This is a genomic window from Aquamicrobium aerolatum DSM 21857, assembly GCF_900113935.1.
GTDB lineage: Bacteria > Pseudomonadota > Alphaproteobacteria > Rhizobiales > Rhizobiaceae > Aerobium > Aerobium aerolatum.
The window spans coordinates 123,150-138,242 of record NZ_FORF01000006.1; the positions used below are offsets into that span (position 1 = coordinate 123,150).

Below are 15,093 nucleotides of genomic sequence, written 5' to 3' on the forward strand. Positions count from 1 at the left end.
CTCCGATTGCGGCAGGTGACAGGCTGAAACTGTTCAGCTAGAACGATTGTGTCCGGGGCGTAGCGCCCGTCGGTTTGCGGGAGAGAGCAGCGACGCTGCCGCCGAAGGGGAAATCGCCCGAAATCTCTCAGGCAAAAGAACCGTAGACCGAAAGGACACTCTGGAAAGTCGGGAGGGCCGAACGGCTCCCCGCGCCGAAGGTGTAAGGTAGCGCGGCCATGCGTTCAGCTACCGAGTCTCTCAGGCTTCAGACAGAGGGGCACAAGCCTGCTGCAATTGTGCGGCTGGCTAGTGCTGCTCTGGAGACGACATGGCCGATACGGGCTCAGGCGACCTTTTGAAATTGCCACTGAACGAACTGCACGAGGCGGCTAAAGCGCGCTTTGGTGGGTTTGCTGGCTGGAACATGCCGATCACCTATCCGCTGGGCGTGTTGAAGGAACACCTTCACACCCGCGAGAAGGCTGGCCTCTTCGATATTTCCCACATGAAGCTCATAGAGGTGAGCGGTGGCGAGGCAGCCAAGGCACTTGCCCGCGCCTGCCCCTTCGACCCTGAAGCGTTGGCCCTCGGTCAGTCCAAATACACCTTCTTGCTCAATGAGAAGGCGGGAATCTCGGACGACGTCATCGTAACCCGTGTAGCTGAAACACGCTTCATCGTTGTCGCAAATGCCGGAAATGCCGCCGCCGACGTGGCTCATCTGAGCGCCGTTGCAGCGGAATTCAATTGCGTCGTTGACCCGCTCGATCGTGTGCTTTTCGCACTGCAGGGTCCTGCCGCTGAAGCGGCGCTCACTGAAGCTGGCCTCGATCTTTCGCACCTGACATTCATGCAGGGTGTCGAGCCGAAAACGGGCTGGTTCGCCACCCGCTCAGGCTACACTGGCGAAGACGGTTTCGAGATCGCCATGCCGATCCCGGAAGCCAGGGAATTTGCCGACAAGCTGCTCGCAAATGAAAACGTCGCATGGGTTGGTCTCGCTGCGCGCGACAGCCTGCGTCTTGAAGCCGGCCTGTGCCTTCACGGCAACGACATCACGCCAGACACCAACCCCGTCGAAGCTGGCCTGATGTGGGCAATCGCCAAGCCGCTGCGCGAGACGGGCACATTCATCGGGGCCGACGCCTTGCGCGCCGCAATCTCTCAGGGTGCGGCCCGCAAGCGCGTTGGTCTGAAGCCTGAAGGCCGCGCACCGGTTCGCGATGGCACCCCCCTCATCGACGCAGACGGAAAAACCGTCGGCGAAGTCACCTCCGGCGGCTTTGGTCCCTCAGTCGGGCACCCGGTCGCCATGGGCTACGTTGATACAGAACCCGCGCAGCCCGCAACTGAAGTTTTCGCAGAAGTACGCGGCAATCGCGTGCGTCTGGCAGTTCACCCTCTTCCCTTCACGCCGCATCGCTACCGCAAAGGATAATCCTCATGGCGACGACCTATTTCACTGAAGATCACGAATGGCTCCGCGTCGAAGGCGACACAGTCACTGTCGGCATTACCGACTACGCGCAGGAGCAGCTGGGCGACCTGGTGTTCGTTGAACTGCCGGAAGTCGGCAAGGCCTTCTCGAAGGGCGATGCAGCCGTCGTGGTTGAATCGGTCAAGGCTGCGTCCGACGTCTATGCCCCCGTCGATGGCGAAGTCACCTCGGTCAACGAAGCCCTCACGTCCGACCCGGCTCTCGTCAATTCGTCGGCAACCGGCGAAGGCTGGCTTTGGACAATGAAGCTTTCCAACCCATCCCAGCTCGAAGGTCTGCTCGATGAGGCAGGCTACCAGGCGCTGATCGGCTAAGAGCAGGATATGACGGAAAAACAAGCAATTTTTGCCGATCGCCACATCGGGCCAAACGCTTCGGACGTTCGGCACATGCTGACGACGCTCGGCGTGCCTTCGGTTGAGACATTGATCAGCCAGGCCGTTCCGCAGTCCATTCGGCTGGGGCGCCCGCTCGCCCTTCCCGCACCAGCAAGTGAGGCTGAAGCACTTGCTGAGCTCTCCGAAAAGATGAATCAGAACAAGGTTCTGAAGAGCTTTATTGGAGCAGGCTATCACGGCGTTCACGTGCCACCTGTGATCCAGCGAAACCTGTTTGAGAACCCCGCCTGGTATACGGCCTACACCCCCTACCAGTCCGAGATCAGCCAGGGCCGCCTTGAGCTGCTTTTCAACTTCCAGACCTTGGTCAGCGAACTCACCGGCCTGCCGATCGCTTCCGCCTCGCTGCTGGATGAAGCAACCGCCGTTGCCGAAGCGATGGGAATCGCCTGGCGTCACCACCGTTCCAAGAAGAACGACGTGGTGATCGCAGGCGAACTCCACGCCCAGACGCTCGACGTTGTGAAGACGCGTGCGGAGCCTCTTGGGATCAACATCGAAGCCACCGAGATTGGCGCCGAGACTGCAGCGCTGATCGTGCCATGGCCGGACACCTATGGCGTTTTCGGCGACCACAAGGCAACCATCGCTGCGGCCAAGGCTGCTGGCGCAATCGTCATCTTCGTTGCTGATCCATTGGCACTGACGATCACCGCATCGCCGGCATCATTGGGTGCCGACATCGCCGTCGGTTCGATGCAACGCTATGGCGTGCCGATGGGGTACGGTGGGCCGCACGCTGGGTTCTGCGCCGTTTCTGACGCCCTCACCCGTCTGATGCCGGGCCGCCTTGTAGGTCAATCGACGGACGCCCATGGCCGTCCAGGGTTCCGCCTCGCACTGCAAACGCGTGAGCAGCACATCCGTCGCGACAAGGCGACCTCCAACATCTGCACCGCCCAGGCACTGCTCGCCAACATGGCGACCGCCTACGCAATCTGGCATGGGCCAGAAGGGCTGCAGGCCATCGCACGACGCGTCAACAATTTCGCCTCACGCCTTGCCGCAGCGCTCGGCATCAAGGCTCGGTTGTTCGACACTGTCACCGTGACCGTCAGCGGAAATGCCAAGGCGCTCGCCGCCAAGGCTGAGGAATCCGGCTTGCTCCTGCGCGTCGTCGACGAGGACCGTATCAGCGTCGCCTTCGACGAAACCTCGACGGAAGAAGACCTGCAGACCATTGCTGGAATTCTGGGCGTCACGGTCGCGACTGAAGCACCGAGGGCACTGCCCCAAAATCCACGTGGCGGCGAATTCCTGACCCAGCCGATGTTCCATGATCATCGCTCGGAAACGGAAATGATGCGCCTGCTCCGCCGGCTTGCAGACAAGGATCTGGCCCTCGACCGCGCGATGATCCCGCTTGGCTCCTGCACCATGAAGCTGAACGCCGCAGCCGAGATGATGCCAGTCAGCTGGCAAAGCGTTGGTGGCCTTCATCCGTTTGCACCGGCAGAACACGCCACCGGCTATAAGGCAATGACCGATGAGCTGGAAAGCTGGCTTGCCGAGATTACCGGCTTCGACGCCTGCTCTCTGCAGCCGAACGCTGGCAGCCAGGGTGAATATGCGGGTCTTCTCGCTATCCGTCGCTATCACCAGTCGCGGGGAGATACCGGGCGCGACGTCTGCCTGATCCCTTCGTCAGCTCACGGCACCAATCCCGCAAGCGCAGCCATGGCCGGCATGGGTGTGGTCATCGTCAAGTGCACCGACGATGGCGACATCGACGTTGCCGACCTCAAGGCCAAGGCAGCGCAGTATGCTGATCGTCTTGCCGCCCTCATGATCACCTACCCGTCCACCCACGGTGTGTTCGAGGAAGGTGTGCGCGAGATCTGCAAGACCGTCCACGACCATGGCGGACAGGTTTACCTCGACGGTGCGAACCTCAACGCAATGGTTGGCCTTGCGCGCCCCGGAGACTTGGGTGCCGACGTCTGCCACATGAACCTGCACAAGACGTTCTGCATTCCGCATGGCGGCGGTGGCCCAGGCGTTGGACCGATCGGCGTGAAATCGCATCTTGCGCCATTCCTGCCAGGGCACGTCTTCGGTGGCGATGGCTACGCCGTATCGGCTGCGCCGTTCGGCTCGGCATCCATCCTTCCGATCACGTGGATGTATATCCGTATGATGGGTGGGTCGGGCCTCAAGCACGCAACCGAGATGGCGATCCTGAACGCCAACTACATTGCCGAGCGCCTGAAGGCATTCTACCCCGTGCTGTACAAGGGCAAGAACGGTCGCGTCGCGCATGAGTGCATTCTCGACACCCGCGTTCTGAAAGACACGGCGGGCATCGGCGTCGAGGACATCGCCAAGCGTCTGATTGACTACGGCTTCCACGCCCCGACCATGTCGTGGCCAGTGGCTGGCACGCTGATGGTCGAGCCGACGGAAAGCGAGTCAAAGCTCGAGATCGATCGCTTCTGCGACGCAATGATCGGCATTGCGCGGGAAGCGTCCAAGGTGGCCGACGGTACATGGCCGCTGGATGACAATCCGCTCGTGAACGCCCCGCATACTTCGGCGGAGACGATCGCCAACGAATGGACCCATCCATATTCGCGGACGATCGCGGCATTCCCTGCCGGCGAGGCAAATTTTGCCTCCAAATACTGGCCGCCAGTCTCGCGCATCGACAATGTTGGGGGAGATCGCAATCTCGTCTGCGCCTGTCCTCCGGTCGAGGTACTGGCAAGCTAACGTCCGCGAGAAGCTGACGTCATCGACAATGCCGAAAGCGGGTTTCCGCTTTCGGCTCAATCAAGAGCCAAGCCCGAAGTCAGTTAGGATTTCTGGGTCGCAAGCCTGATTGCCTTATGGGTCAGGCAGCGGAACGTCAGCCTGAACGCCCCACTGCGCCTCTCATGACCATCGCGGGTCGATCAGCCGATGACGGCCGCTACCGCGCGGGCGAACGTCGCCGCTCCGAACGCAAAAGCGAACGCCGAAATGAAGATCAGCACAGTTCGCGCCTGTCTCGACAAGCCGTTGCGATCTTCTCTGTCGTGTTCCTGCGCCATATGCACTGCTCCATGCGCCTCGGCATCACGCGAGGCAAAGTTACTCCCGCCGCCAACCTCGTGTGGAAAGGTCAACAATATCCTTCCAAGCGGCCTTCGGGACCACGCGACTTCGGGCCTTGGTTATCAAAGTGTTGCGCAATCGCTGCTGGGCTCACTATGTTGGGGAGCAACAGGGCACTCTCGAACGGAACAAGAACCTTGACGCCCAGAATGCTGATATAACGGCGACACAGTGGCCCCGTTGTGGGTGATTCGCCCTATTTCCAAGACAGGTTTACATGGACGACGGTAACGATCTTTTCTCCGGAATTTCCACACCAAGCCCGATCTCTGCCCGTCCTGCCGACCCCATCGTTCAGGCCGCGAAGTCAGCCACGGTCGCGCCGGTCGCAAAGGATGCTTCCGAAGGTTACAGCGCTCAGGACATTGAGGTTCTTGAGGGGCTCGAGCCAGTGCGGCGTCGTCCCGGCATGTATATCGGTGGCACCGACGAGAAAGCGTTGCATCATCTGTTCGCCGAAGTCATCGATAACTCGATGGACGAAGCGGTGGCCGGCCACGCGACCTTCATTGAGGTCGAGGTACATGGCGACGGGTCTGTCAGCGTGACAGACAATGGCCGTGGCATCCCGATCGACCCACATCCGAAATTCAAGGACAAATCGGCGCTCGAAGTGATCATGACGACACTCCATGCGGGCGGAAAATTTGATTCCAAGGTCTATGAAACGTCAGGCGGTTTGCATGGCGTAGGCGTGTCTGTGGTGAACGCCCTGTCCGATATGCTCGAAGTGGAGGTTGCACGCGGGCGCAAGCTCTACCGCCAGCGCTTCTCACGCGGCATTGCTCAGGGTGGGATCGAAAGTCTTGGCGAAGTTCACAATCGTCGTGGCACGCGCGTGCGCTTCCACCCCGATCCGGAAATCTTCGGCCACTCGTTGAAGTTCGAGCCAGCACGTCTTCTAAAGATGACGCGCTCCAAGGCGTATCTTTTTGGCGGTGTCGAGATCCGTTGGATCTGCGATCCGGAGCTGCTTTCCGAAAAGGAAGACACACCGACCAAAGCTGTGTTCCACTTTCCTGGCGGCCTCAAGGATTATCTTGCAGCGTCGCTCGGCTCTGACTTTCAAGTCACGCGAGAAATCTTCGCTGGCAAGACGGAGAAGAACAACGGCCACGGCGCCGTCGAGTGGGCAGTGACATGGTTTGGCGGCGACGGCTTCGTCAATTCCTATTGCAACACCATTCCGACCGATGAAGGTGGCACCCATGAGATGGGTTTCCGCAGCATCCTGACCCGTGGGCTGAAGAACTACGCCGACCTCGTCGGCAACAAGCGTGCCTCTATCGTGATGGCAGAGGACGTGATGATCTCGGCAGCCGGAATGCTGTCGGTCTTCATTCGCGAGCCGGAATTCGTCGGCCAGACCAAAAACCGGCTGGCGACTGTCGAGGCCCAGCGCATCGTCGAGAACGCGATCCGCGACGCTTTCGACCACTGGCTTGCAGACAATCCGCAGGAATCCTCAAAGCTTCTCGACTGGGTGATCGCCCGTGCCGATGAGCGCGTCAAACGACGCCAGGAAAAGGAAGTTACCCGCAAGAGTGCGGTCAGGAAACTTCGCTTGCCGGGCAAGCTGGCTGACTGCACCCAAAACGCAGCACAGGGCGCGGAGCTTTTCATCGTGGAGGGTGACTCCGCTGGTGGCTCGGCCAAACAGGCGCGTGATCGCTCAAACCAGGCGATCCTCCCGCTGCGCGGCAAGATCCTCAACGTGGCGAGCGCCGGGCATGACAAGCTGACCGCCAATCAGACGATTGCCGACATCATTCAGGCGCTCGGATGCGGAACTCGCTCCAGATATCGCGATGAAGATTTGCGCTATGATCGCGTGATCATCATGACCGACGCCGACGTTGACGGTGCACATATCGCGTCGCTTCTAATGACCTTCTTCTACCAGGAAATGCCACAGCTGATCCGCAACGGGCATCTCTACATGGCCGTCCCGCCCCTCTATCGCATCAGCCAAGGCGGCAAGGTGCGTTACGCGCGTGACGACGATCACAAGGACGAATTGCTCAAAACCGAGTTTTCAGGCCGCGGAAAGATCGAGATCGGTCGCTTCAAGGGGCTTGGCGAAATGATGGCGGCGCAGCTCAAGGAAACCACGATGGACCCCAAGAAGCGGACCTTGCTGCGGGTCGAAATCATTGATGATGAAGACGCAACGAAGGCATCCGTAGAAGCCTTGATGGGCACGAAGCCGGAAGCCCGTTTCCGTTTCATCCAGGAAAGGGCGGAGTTCGCGCCAGAGCTGGATATCTGAACCAGCTCGTCAGGCTGCGGTGATCTGGAGTGCGTGGTCTCGAGCGTTGTCTCGCAACGCTTCCAGATGGATCATCCGGATAAGCGCTGCGACATCGTTGTGCTGCTCGAAGGATTCCGACTGTCCCTGAGCTGCGTCCAAAGTGCGCAGCATTGCCCAGCTGACTTCCTGTACACCCGCGACCTGCCGGCCGGCCGCAACATTGCGCCAAATTTTCAGCGCGACCACGACCACGCCGTGTAACTCCTTTGAAACACCTGCACCACGCAGGAGCGCCATGACTGCAACGTCACGGCCCGAAGCAAGGATTGCCCGGACGCGGCCTTCCGTCTGGCCAGACAAAGCCATCAGGACGGAGCCCAGAAAATCGACCTTGCCGTGCGCCACCGCGCGCAGCAGAAACGCGCCGGTCAATTCACCACGCAGCCGTAGATGCTCGATCAGCGCCGCATGTTCCCCAACCGGCACGTTCTCGATGAGCGTCAGCGACGCGCGCATGCAGGCATCGCGGGTGATCTGATGCGCACGCCGTTCGCCCATAAGCGCCCGTACCAGCGGTGCCTCGCGCAACACCTCGCCCAGCTTGACCAGCAACATATGGCGACATTCGCCCGGCAGACTCGCATCGCCCATCAATGCCTCGCGCAGAGCTGCATCATGGCCGAAGCGCTCCACCAGCCGTCGATAGCTCAATGAAGCAATGACGGCCCCCTCATTGCGCGCCAAAGCAATACAGGCCGCCAGCTCGCCAACCTCCGCAATCGCAGCCGAAAGGCTCATCGATACCTGCGGGCGCGACGCAATAGAAAGCTGCACACGGCCTGAGCCGGCTGCAACACGGTCAATGAGATCGCCATCCATCAGAATGGGCGAACGAACGAGAACCCATTCGGCCACGTCGTCCTGATCCGATGCAAGCGCGGCCACAATCTGTGGCGGTGCCTGCCTGCTCATTGACAATGCCTCGGAAAGAGCGGCGCGCACTTTTGGCGAAGGATCATCCAGCAGCAGCGTCAACGCCGCTTCAGCCTCACAGCGATCCTCGAACGGAAGCTCATGGTTGAGAAACGCCCTCGACAAGGCGCTCGCAGCAGCAACCCGCTCTGAAACCCGCGCATTGCCGATCCATGTGAGAAAATGCCTGATAATCATGGATGTTTAACGCCTGACCCGCCCTATACACCCTGACGCTATTGAAAAATGGTTTACGAACGGTTCACCATAGATTTTAACCGCTAGGGAACCATCGCATTCGGAGGAACGGTACATGGCAGGGCTATATCTGGAGGAATTCGCGATCGGTCAGGTGATCCGTCACCCGATCACCCGTACCGTGACCGAAAGTGACAACGTGTTCTTCTCGACAATGACCATGAACCCGCAGCCGCTGCATATCGATTTTGATTATGCTGCCAGGAGTGAATGGGGCAAACCGCTGGTCAATTCTCTTTTCACACTCGGCCTGATGATCGGCATTTCGGTGCATGAAACCACGCTTGGCACCATCGTCGCCAATTTGGGCATGACCGACACCACGTTTCCTCATCCGCTTTTCCATGGCGATACAGTGCGTGTCGAAACGGAAATCCGCTCCATCCGAGAATCAAAGTCGAAGCCGGATCGCGGCGTCGTCGAAATGGAACACCGCGCCTACAATCAACATGACGTTCTGGTAGCCAGATGCGTCCGCCAGACGATGATCCAGAAAAGGCCTGCCTGATGCGTTCCCTGCTTTTTGTACCGGGCGATTCCGAACGCAAGCTTGCCAAGGGGCTGGCTTCGGGTGCCGATGTCCTGATCATCGATCTGGAAGACTCGGTTTCCCTGGACCGCAAGGCTGCAGCACGCGAGATCACGGCATCGCTTCTTATGCAGGAACGATCGGGCCCCCGCCTCTACGTGCGCGTCAACGACCTTTCGTCAGGCCTGACCGACGACGACCTCGGCGCAATCATGAAGGGCGCACCAGAAGGCGTCATGCTACCAAAATCAAACAGCGCAGATGATGTCGCGCGGCTTGCTGTGCGCCTGCGCGTGGAGGAAGCCCGCAATGGTCTGGAAGATGGGGTAACCCGCATCCTGCCCATCATCACAGAAACACCGCTTGGCGTCCTCAATGCGGCTAGCTACGCGCGTGGGGAGTCTCGTTTGTCCGGCCTGACCTGGGGTGCAGAAGACCTGTCCGCCGAAATCGGCGCTTCAGAGACGCGTGATGCGAATGGCGTCTATACGCAGGTTTTCCAGCACGCCCGGGTGACGACGCTCCTTGCCGCCAATGCCGCCGATGTCGCGGCAATCGACACCGTCTTTCCCGATTTCAGAAATGAAGCGTCATTCGAACGCGACAGCCGCGAGGGTGCCCGCGATGGCTTTACCGGGCGGATGGCTATTCATCCGGCGCAAGTTCCTGTCATCAACGAGATATTCGCCCCGTCTCCAGATGCCGTGCAGCATGCGCAGGCAATCGTCGACGCCTTCGCCGTTGCCGGCAATCCGGGCGTCATCAGTATCGACGGCAAGATGTTTGACCGCCCTCACCTGAAAAGAGCGGAAAGGCTGCTGGCGCGAGCCAACGCTGCCAGCACCTGAGCGCCTATCGGTTCGTCATGCGTCGTTCCAGCGAGGACGACGCATCTGGAACGTATCCGTGACGGACGTAAAATCCAGATAGCCAAGCCGCGAAACTGTTCCGGCTTTGACAATGTCGAACATTCCGTCCGTCATCGCGTCTTCGCTCATATAGACACCGACGACTTCGCCGAACACCATGAAGCGATTGCCGGTTTTTCCATCCAGCCCCTTCGGCTGGTGGATTTCGGTGACCTTGCATTCGAGTGCTGCCAGCGCCTGCGCGACGCGTGGTGGCTTCACCAGCGTCGACACCGCCGTTTCGAGCTTTGCATAGTCAAATTCCGACACGCCTCGTGGAGCATCGACGGACGTCGCATTTGCCGCTTCCACCAATGCCCGGCCAACCAGATTACATACGAACTCACCCGTCTCGCGCGCATAGACAACGCTATCTTTCTCTCCTTCCGAAGAGAACATCACGAGATGGGGGTTCGTGCTCAGTGCGTTGAAAAACGAATAAGGCGCAACATTGAGCTTGCCGGTTGACGAAACTGTCGAAATCCAGCCGATCGGGCGCGGCGATACAATCGCCTTGAACGGATCATGCGGCAGGCCATGGCCCTTGTTCGGCTCATAGAACACGTGTCAGGCCTCCCAAGGTCCGGAATATTCTGACACCAGCGCTTCCATATCGGGGCGAGGACGGTCGGCGGTTCCGCCATCGTGCGAACCAATATGGACAAACCCGACAACGCGCTCATTCGGCGCCAGTCCGAGCAGGCGGCGCCCTTCCTCGTCTTCGGAATACCAGTTGGTGATCCAGTTGGCGCCATAACCGTGTGCATTTGCTGCAAGCACCAGATTCATGGCGGCCGCACCACCGGAAAGGAGCATCTCCCACTGCGGCACTTTCGGATGATCCTTCACCACTGAAACGACTCCGATCACGAGCGGAGCGCGCGCAAATCGCATCAGTTCCTGCTGCTGGCGCTTTTCATCCAGGTGGCCCTCCCGCTCCTGCGCACGGGCAGCCAGCATTCGGCCAATTTCATGACGCACCTCGCCGCGATAAAGGATAAAACGCCATGGCTGCACCATGCCGTGATCGGGAACCCGTGCTGCGATCCTGAGCATCGTGGCAATTTCGGCATCGCTCGGTGCAGGCTCTTTGAGCTCCGCAATCGGAGCGGATCTGCGGGCGAGCATGAAATCAATCACTGACTGAGACAATAAAAACTCCTACGAAGATGGGAAGATGTTCGTGCAGTCGCTCGGCATGAGAGCTTGAGAAGAGCAACCACGCACGCCTGGACGCTTGTTGCCAGATCTCTGCAGCCGAACGGTCAGAAGAAATCCTTGCGTGTACGTCGCATTTTATGCCTTGAATTTGCCATCCGACTGGGGTTCAACGCAAGGCATGTTAGCAGCTGTTACCAGACTGTTCACCAGAATAGCATTTTCGGCAGCGGCTTGTTCGCTCGTTCCGGCTGCACACGCACAACAGGCAACGAGCCCGCTCGACAACCTGCGTGTTCCCGGTATCTCCAGCTACGCATCACCGACGACCCAAGGCCCTCTCTCGCAAGCCGGCGAAGGCGAAATTACACTTACCGCCTTCCTTACGGACGGAGGTGCGCCGATCACGCGCGGGCTTGTCTGGAGAGTTTTCAAGCCCGACCCGGATCAGGACGGCAAGTTGCCGTTAATTGCGTCGGCACAAGGCGGTTCGAGCAACTTCATGCTGCAACCCGGTAGCTATCTGGTACACGCCTCTTTCGGCCGGGCTGGCGCAACCAAACGCATCACGGTCGACCGGAGCGCAAAAACAGAATCGATCGTGCTGGATGCTGGTGGATTGAAACTCGATGCGACGCTGTCCGGTGGACTCCGCATCCCTTCCGACAAGCTGCGTTTCGCGATTTACGAAGCTGAGCCCGACGCGACCGGTGACCGGGCGTTGATTGTTCCGGACGTCCAGCCCAACACGGTCGTGCGGCTCAATTCGGGAACCTACCACGTCGTATCGAACTATGGCTCTGTCAACGCAGTCATTCGTTCAGATATTCACGTCGAGGCGGGAAAACTGACGGAAGCAACGGTCGAACATCAGGGCGCCGAAGTCAGTCTCAAACTGGTACGTGAGAAAGGCGGCGAAGCTATCGCCGACACCTCATGGGCAGTTCTTACCGATTCCGGCGACGTTGTTCGCGAAAGCGTTGGCGCCTTCGCCTCGATGGTTCTGGCGGAAGGCAACTACGCAGTTGTCGCCAAAAATCGCGACAAGATTTATCAGCGGGATTTCAATGTGGTTGCTGGACGCAATCAGGACGTTGAGGTTCTTGCGGCCGAAACACTGGCCGACCCTTCTCTTGGCTCCGGCGACTGAGAAATAGATTCACCTCGCGCCGTTATCTGCTTGATATCTTTAAAAAAGGCCCCGCACATGGTCGATGTGCGGGGCCTTTTTTTATTTACCTCAGACAGCCGCCGGCACAGCACGCCGACGCGCCAGGTCAGGTGGCGTCGCTTCCTCGACGAACGCCGCAAGGGCTGCGTCAAGCGTCATCGACTCCTGATCTCGTGACCCAAAGCGACGGACATTGACCGTGCCCTCTTCCGCTTCACGGCGACCGCAAACCAGGATCAACGGCACCTTGGACAGAGAGTGCTCCCGGACCTTGTAGTTGATCTTCTCGTTACGAAGGTCGGCTTCCGCGCTCAGCCCCACGGCCTTCAGCTTTTCTACAACGCTCTTCGCGTAGTCGTCAGCATCGGACGTAATGGTTGCGACCACCACCTGTCGTGGCGCGAGCCAAAGCGGAAAATGGCCAGCGAAGTTCTCAATCAGGATACCGAGGAAACGCTCCATCGAGCCACAGATGGCACGATGAACCATAACTGGCTGCTTCTTCTCGGAGTCAGCACCGATATAGAACGCACCGAACCGCTCTGGCAGGTTGAAGTCAACCTGAGTGGTCCCGCACTGCCACTCGCGTCCAATGGCATCCTTCAGCGTGTACTCGAATTTCGGTCCATAGAACGCGCCTTCTCCAGGAAGGATATCCGTCTTGATGCGACCGCCAGACTGCGCCTCGATCTGCTGAAGCACACGGGTCATGATCGCTTCAGCATGATCCCAGTTCTCGTCCGAGCCAACGCGCTTTTCCGGACGCGTCGACAGCTTGACGACGATCTCCTTGAAGCCGAAATCCTCGTAGACCGAGAGGATCAGATCGTTGATCTTCAGGCATTCCTCGGCAAGCTGTTCTTCCGTGCAGAAGATATGCGCGTCATCTTGCGTGAAACCGCGTACCCGCATCAGCCCGTGCAGCGCGCCGGATGGTTCATAGCGATGCACTGTGCCGAATTCGGCAAGACGGATCGGCAGTTCGCGATAAGACTTCAAGCCATGCTTGAAGATCATGACGTGGCCGGGGCAGTTCATCGGCTTCAGCGCGAAAACACGCTTGTCTTCCGCCTCATCGCCTGCGGACTGCACTGCGAACATGTTTTCCTTGTACCAGCCCCAATGGCCTGAGGTTTCCCAAAGACTATGGTCGAGAACCTGTGGCGCGTTGACTTCCTGATAGTCCGCATCGAGCCGCCTGCGCATGTAGGAAACGAGCGTCTGAAACATCTTCCAGCCGTTCGCGTGCCAGAACACAACGCCGGGGCCCTCTTCCTGAAAATGGAACAAATCCATTTCACGACCGAGACGACGATGATCCCGCTTTTCAGCCTCCTCCAGCATATGAATATACTGGTCGAGCTGTTCTTGCGTTGCCCAGGCCGTCCCATAGATGCGGGTTAGCATCGGGTTGTTGGAATCGCCGCGCCAGTATGCTCCGGCAACCTTCATCAGTTTGAACGCGTTGCCGATCTGACCAGTGGAGGCCATATGCGGACCACGGCACAGGTCGAACCAGTCGCCCTGATAATAGATCTTGAGATCCTGACCTTCCGGAATGGCGTCGATCAGCTCGACCTTATAGGCCTCGCCCTTGTCGCGGAAAACCTGCTTCGCCTTGTCGCGCGACCACACTTCCCGCGTGAACGGCTGATTGCGCGCAATAATTTCACGCATCTTCTTTTCGATGACGGGAAAGTCGTCCGGTGTAAACGGCTCGTTGCGCGCGAAGTCGTAGTAAAATCCGTTCTCGATCACCGGCCCGATCGTGACCTGTGTGCCCGGCCACAATTCCTGCACTGCCTCGGCGAGGACGTGAGCGGTATCATGACGGATCAGTTCCAGCGCACGCACGTCGTCGCGGGTGACGATCTCCACGGCACCCGAGGCACCCAGCGGTTCGGAAAGATCGCGCACAACGCCATCAACCGCATAGGCGACAGACTTCTTGGCAAGCGATTTTGAGATGGATTCAGCCAACTGCGCACCAGTCATGGCGGCGTCGTAATCGCGCACGGAACCATCGGGAAATGTAAGGGAAACAGAAGCCATAAGAATTCTCCTATCCAGTCCCGCCTACGAACGCGGGTGGCCAGTCAAACAAGCGATCCGGGGTGGTTTCCCCGATGCCGGCACACATAACCCTCCGGTCTGTGAACGTAAAGAGCCCGCGCCTCGAAGCGCGGGCTCTCTGACCGTTCGGGGAATGATTACTTGCTGTTGTCTTCGACCGGCGCGTCGGGACCGTTCTTCTTGATGGAGTCGATCGCGTTCTGAGCGCTGGCCTTACTTGTGTAACCCTCGGTCGAGAACATGATCTCGCTATTGTACTTGAAGCGAACTCGGAACTCGCCTGCCTTGTCTTTGTAGATTTCAAACTTGTGAGCCATCGTTTCCCTCTCCTTTAGCACCAGCAATGGTGATGTCAGTGTTCGCACTTCTCTTCCCGGCGTCAACATTTCGATGACAAATCGCCAGACTATTCGTGCAATTCACCATTTTTCTGGCGCGAAATATCCCAGTAGCGCCATGGCTGATACCACCGATACCGCTGGCTGAGGCTTTCCGGGACAAGATCGACGCCATGGGTGCCACCGGGACCGCATCGAACGACTCGAAACAGCCCCATGAAACCACCCGCCCACAGGCCATGTCGTGCAATTGCTTCGTAGGCGTATTCCGAGCATGTCGGGTAATGGCGGCAGGAATTTCCGATGAAGCCCGAGAGTGTCAGCTGATAGAGGCGTATGAATATCGTGCCGAACAGTCTGCCGGGAGTCTTCTTCCAGGGCCCCCGCCAGTTGCGGCTGTAAACCGTTTCGCGTCCATTATTCACATTCAAGTCCATTCATCGAAGACAATCCGTTCTCAGCGT

Annotated in this window: 14 protein-coding genes and 1 riboswitch; of the genes, 7 read left to right on the plus strand and 7 right to left on the minus strand. The window is 58.9% G+C overall.

Annotation, left to right across the window (positions count from 1 at the left end):
- The first annotated feature begins 67 nt into the window (after nt 1–67).
- Nucleotides 68–153, plus strand: a riboswitch (glycine riboswitch).
- Nucleotides 154–310: 157 nt separating this feature from the next.
- From gcvT to gcvP, 3 genes are read left to right on the plus strand one after another with little or no spacing between them, the layout of a single operon-like run.
- The gene (gene gcvT / locus BMZ42_RS06695; protein WP_091520168.1) at nt 311–1,420 is read left to right on the plus strand and encodes a glycine cleavage system aminomethyltransferase GcvT; all 1,110 of its coding nucleotides are present in this window, start codon (nt 311–313) and stop codon (nt 1,418–1,420) included.
- A gap of 5 nt (nt 1,421–1,425) precedes the next feature.
- Complete coding sequence (gene gcvH, locus BMZ42_RS06700) at nt 1,426–1,794, plus strand: glycine cleavage system protein GcvH (protein WP_091520170.1); 369 nt, start codon at nt 1,426–1,428, stop codon at nt 1,792–1,794.
- A 9-nt stretch (nt 1,795–1,803) separates the two neighbouring features.
- Nucleotides 1,804–4,587, plus strand: a complete 2,784-nt coding sequence (gcvP, locus tag BMZ42_RS06705; protein ID WP_091520173.1) for an aminomethyl-transferring glycine dehydrogenase — start codon at nt 1,804–1,806, stop codon at nt 4,585–4,587.
- A gap of 182 nt (nt 4,588–4,769) precedes the next feature.
- On the opposite strand, the gene BMZ42_RS17755 is transcribed toward gcvP, so the two are convergent.
- Complete coding sequence (locus BMZ42_RS17755) at nt 4,770–4,982, minus strand: hypothetical protein (RefSeq protein WP_139207870.1); 213 nt, start codon at nt 4,980–4,982, stop codon at nt 4,770–4,772.
- Between the two features lie 206 nt (nt 4,983–5,188).
- On the opposite strand from BMZ42_RS17755, the gene parE reads away from it, so the two are divergent.
- Nucleotides 5,189–7,240 carry a DNA topoisomerase IV subunit B gene (gene parE, locus BMZ42_RS06710; protein WP_091520176.1) on the plus strand — a complete coding sequence of 684 codons (2,052 nt, stop codon included), beginning with the start codon at nt 5,189–5,191 and terminating at the stop codon, nt 7,238–7,240.
- Nucleotides 7,241–7,249: 9 nt separating this feature from the next.
- Here parE and BMZ42_RS06715 read toward each other — a convergent pair whose 3' ends face one another.
- Nucleotides 7,250–8,392 carry a DUF2336 domain-containing protein gene (locus BMZ42_RS06715; protein WP_091520177.1) on the minus strand — a complete coding sequence of 381 codons (1,143 nt, stop codon included), beginning with the start codon at nt 8,390–8,392 and terminating at the stop codon, nt 7,250–7,252.
- A gap of 115 nt (nt 8,393–8,507) precedes the next feature.
- On the opposite strand from BMZ42_RS06715, the gene BMZ42_RS06720 reads away from it, so the two are divergent.
- On the plus strand, nt 8,508–8,960 hold the full coding sequence (locus BMZ42_RS06720) for a MaoC family dehydratase (RefSeq protein WP_091520180.1): 453 nt from the start codon (nt 8,508–8,510) through the stop codon (nt 8,958–8,960).
- Nucleotides 8,960–9,829, plus strand: a complete 870-nt coding sequence (locus BMZ42_RS06725; protein ID WP_091520322.1) for an HpcH/HpaI aldolase/citrate lyase family protein — start codon at nt 8,960–8,962, stop codon at nt 9,827–9,829. The genes BMZ42_RS06720 and BMZ42_RS06725 overlap by 1 nt, the downstream gene beginning before the upstream one ends.
- Nucleotides 9,830–9,844: 15 nt before the next feature.
- On the opposite strand, the gene BMZ42_RS06730 is transcribed toward BMZ42_RS06725, so the two are convergent.
- On the minus strand, nt 9,845–10,453 hold the full coding sequence (locus BMZ42_RS06730) for a flavin reductase family protein (protein ID WP_091520183.1): 609 nt from the start codon (nt 10,451–10,453) through the stop codon (nt 9,845–9,847).
- A 3-nt stretch (nt 10,454–10,456) separates the two neighbouring features.
- Nucleotides 10,457–11,041: a nitroreductase family protein gene (locus BMZ42_RS06735; protein ID WP_091520185.1), complete on the minus strand. Its 585-nt coding sequence runs from the start codon at nt 11,039–11,041 to the stop codon at nt 10,457–10,459.
- Between the two features lie 187 nt (nt 11,042–11,228).
- Between BMZ42_RS06735 and BMZ42_RS06740 the strand changes: the two genes are divergently transcribed.
- Nucleotides 11,229–12,197, plus strand: a complete 969-nt coding sequence (locus BMZ42_RS06740) for a hypothetical protein (RefSeq protein WP_091520325.1) — start codon at nt 11,229–11,231, stop codon at nt 12,195–12,197.
- A 90-nt stretch (nt 12,198–12,287) separates the two neighbouring features.
- On the opposite strand, the gene thrS is transcribed toward BMZ42_RS06740, so the two are convergent.
- The 3 genes from thrS to yidD form a co-directional block, all read right to left on the minus strand.
- Entirely contained in the window at nt 12,288–14,270 is a 1,983-nt protein-coding gene (gene thrS, locus BMZ42_RS06745) for a threonine--tRNA ligase (RefSeq protein ID WP_091520187.1), read from the minus strand.
- A gap of 158 nt (nt 14,271–14,428) precedes the next feature.
- Entirely contained in the window at nt 14,429–14,608 is a 180-nt protein-coding gene (locus BMZ42_RS06750; protein WP_091520189.1) for a YegP family protein, read from the minus strand.
- Nucleotides 14,609–14,697: 89 nt separating this feature from the next.
- Nucleotides 14,698–15,054, minus strand: a complete 357-nt coding sequence (yidD, locus tag BMZ42_RS06755) for a membrane protein insertion efficiency factor YidD (protein WP_244523189.1) — start codon at nt 15,052–15,054, stop codon at nt 14,698–14,700.
- Nucleotides 15,055–15,093 lie beyond the last annotated feature (39 nt).

Bases quoted from the DNA above. Each gene is read 5' to 3' on its own strand.
- gcvT (WP_091520168.1), top strand. From the start codon at position 311: ATGGCCGATACGGGCTCAGGCGACCTTTTGAAATTGCCACTGAACGAA.
- gcvH (WP_091520170.1), top strand. From the start codon at position 1,426: ATGGCGACGACCTATTTCACTGAAGATCACGAATGGCTCCGCGTCGAA.
- gcvP (WP_091520173.1), top strand. From the start codon at position 1,804: ATGACGGAAAAACAAGCAATTTTTGCCGATCGCCACATCGGGCCAAAC.
- parE (WP_091520176.1), top strand. From the start codon at position 5,189: ATGGACGACGGTAACGATCTTTTCTCCGGAATTTCCACACCAAGCCCG.
- BMZ42_RS06715 (WP_091520177.1), bottom strand. From the start codon at position 8,392: ATGATTATCAGGCATTTTCTCACATGGATCGGCAATGCGCGGGTTTCA.
- BMZ42_RS06720 (WP_091520180.1), top strand. From the start codon at position 8,508: ATGGCAGGGCTATATCTGGAGGAATTCGCGATCGGTCAGGTGATCCGT.
- BMZ42_RS06725 (WP_091520322.1), top strand. From the start codon at position 8,960: ATGCGTTCCCTGCTTTTTGTACCGGGCGATTCCGAACGCAAGCTTGCC.
- BMZ42_RS06740 (WP_091520325.1), top strand. From the start codon at position 11,229: ATGTTAGCAGCTGTTACCAGACTGTTCACCAGAATAGCATTTTCGGCA.
- thrS (WP_091520187.1), bottom strand. From the start codon at position 14,270: ATGGCTTCTGTTTCCCTTACATTTCCCGATGGTTCCGTGCGCGATTAC.
- BMZ42_RS06750 (WP_091520189.1), bottom strand. From the start codon at position 14,608: ATGGCTCACAAGTTTGAAATCTACAAAGACAAGGCAGGCGAGTTCCGA.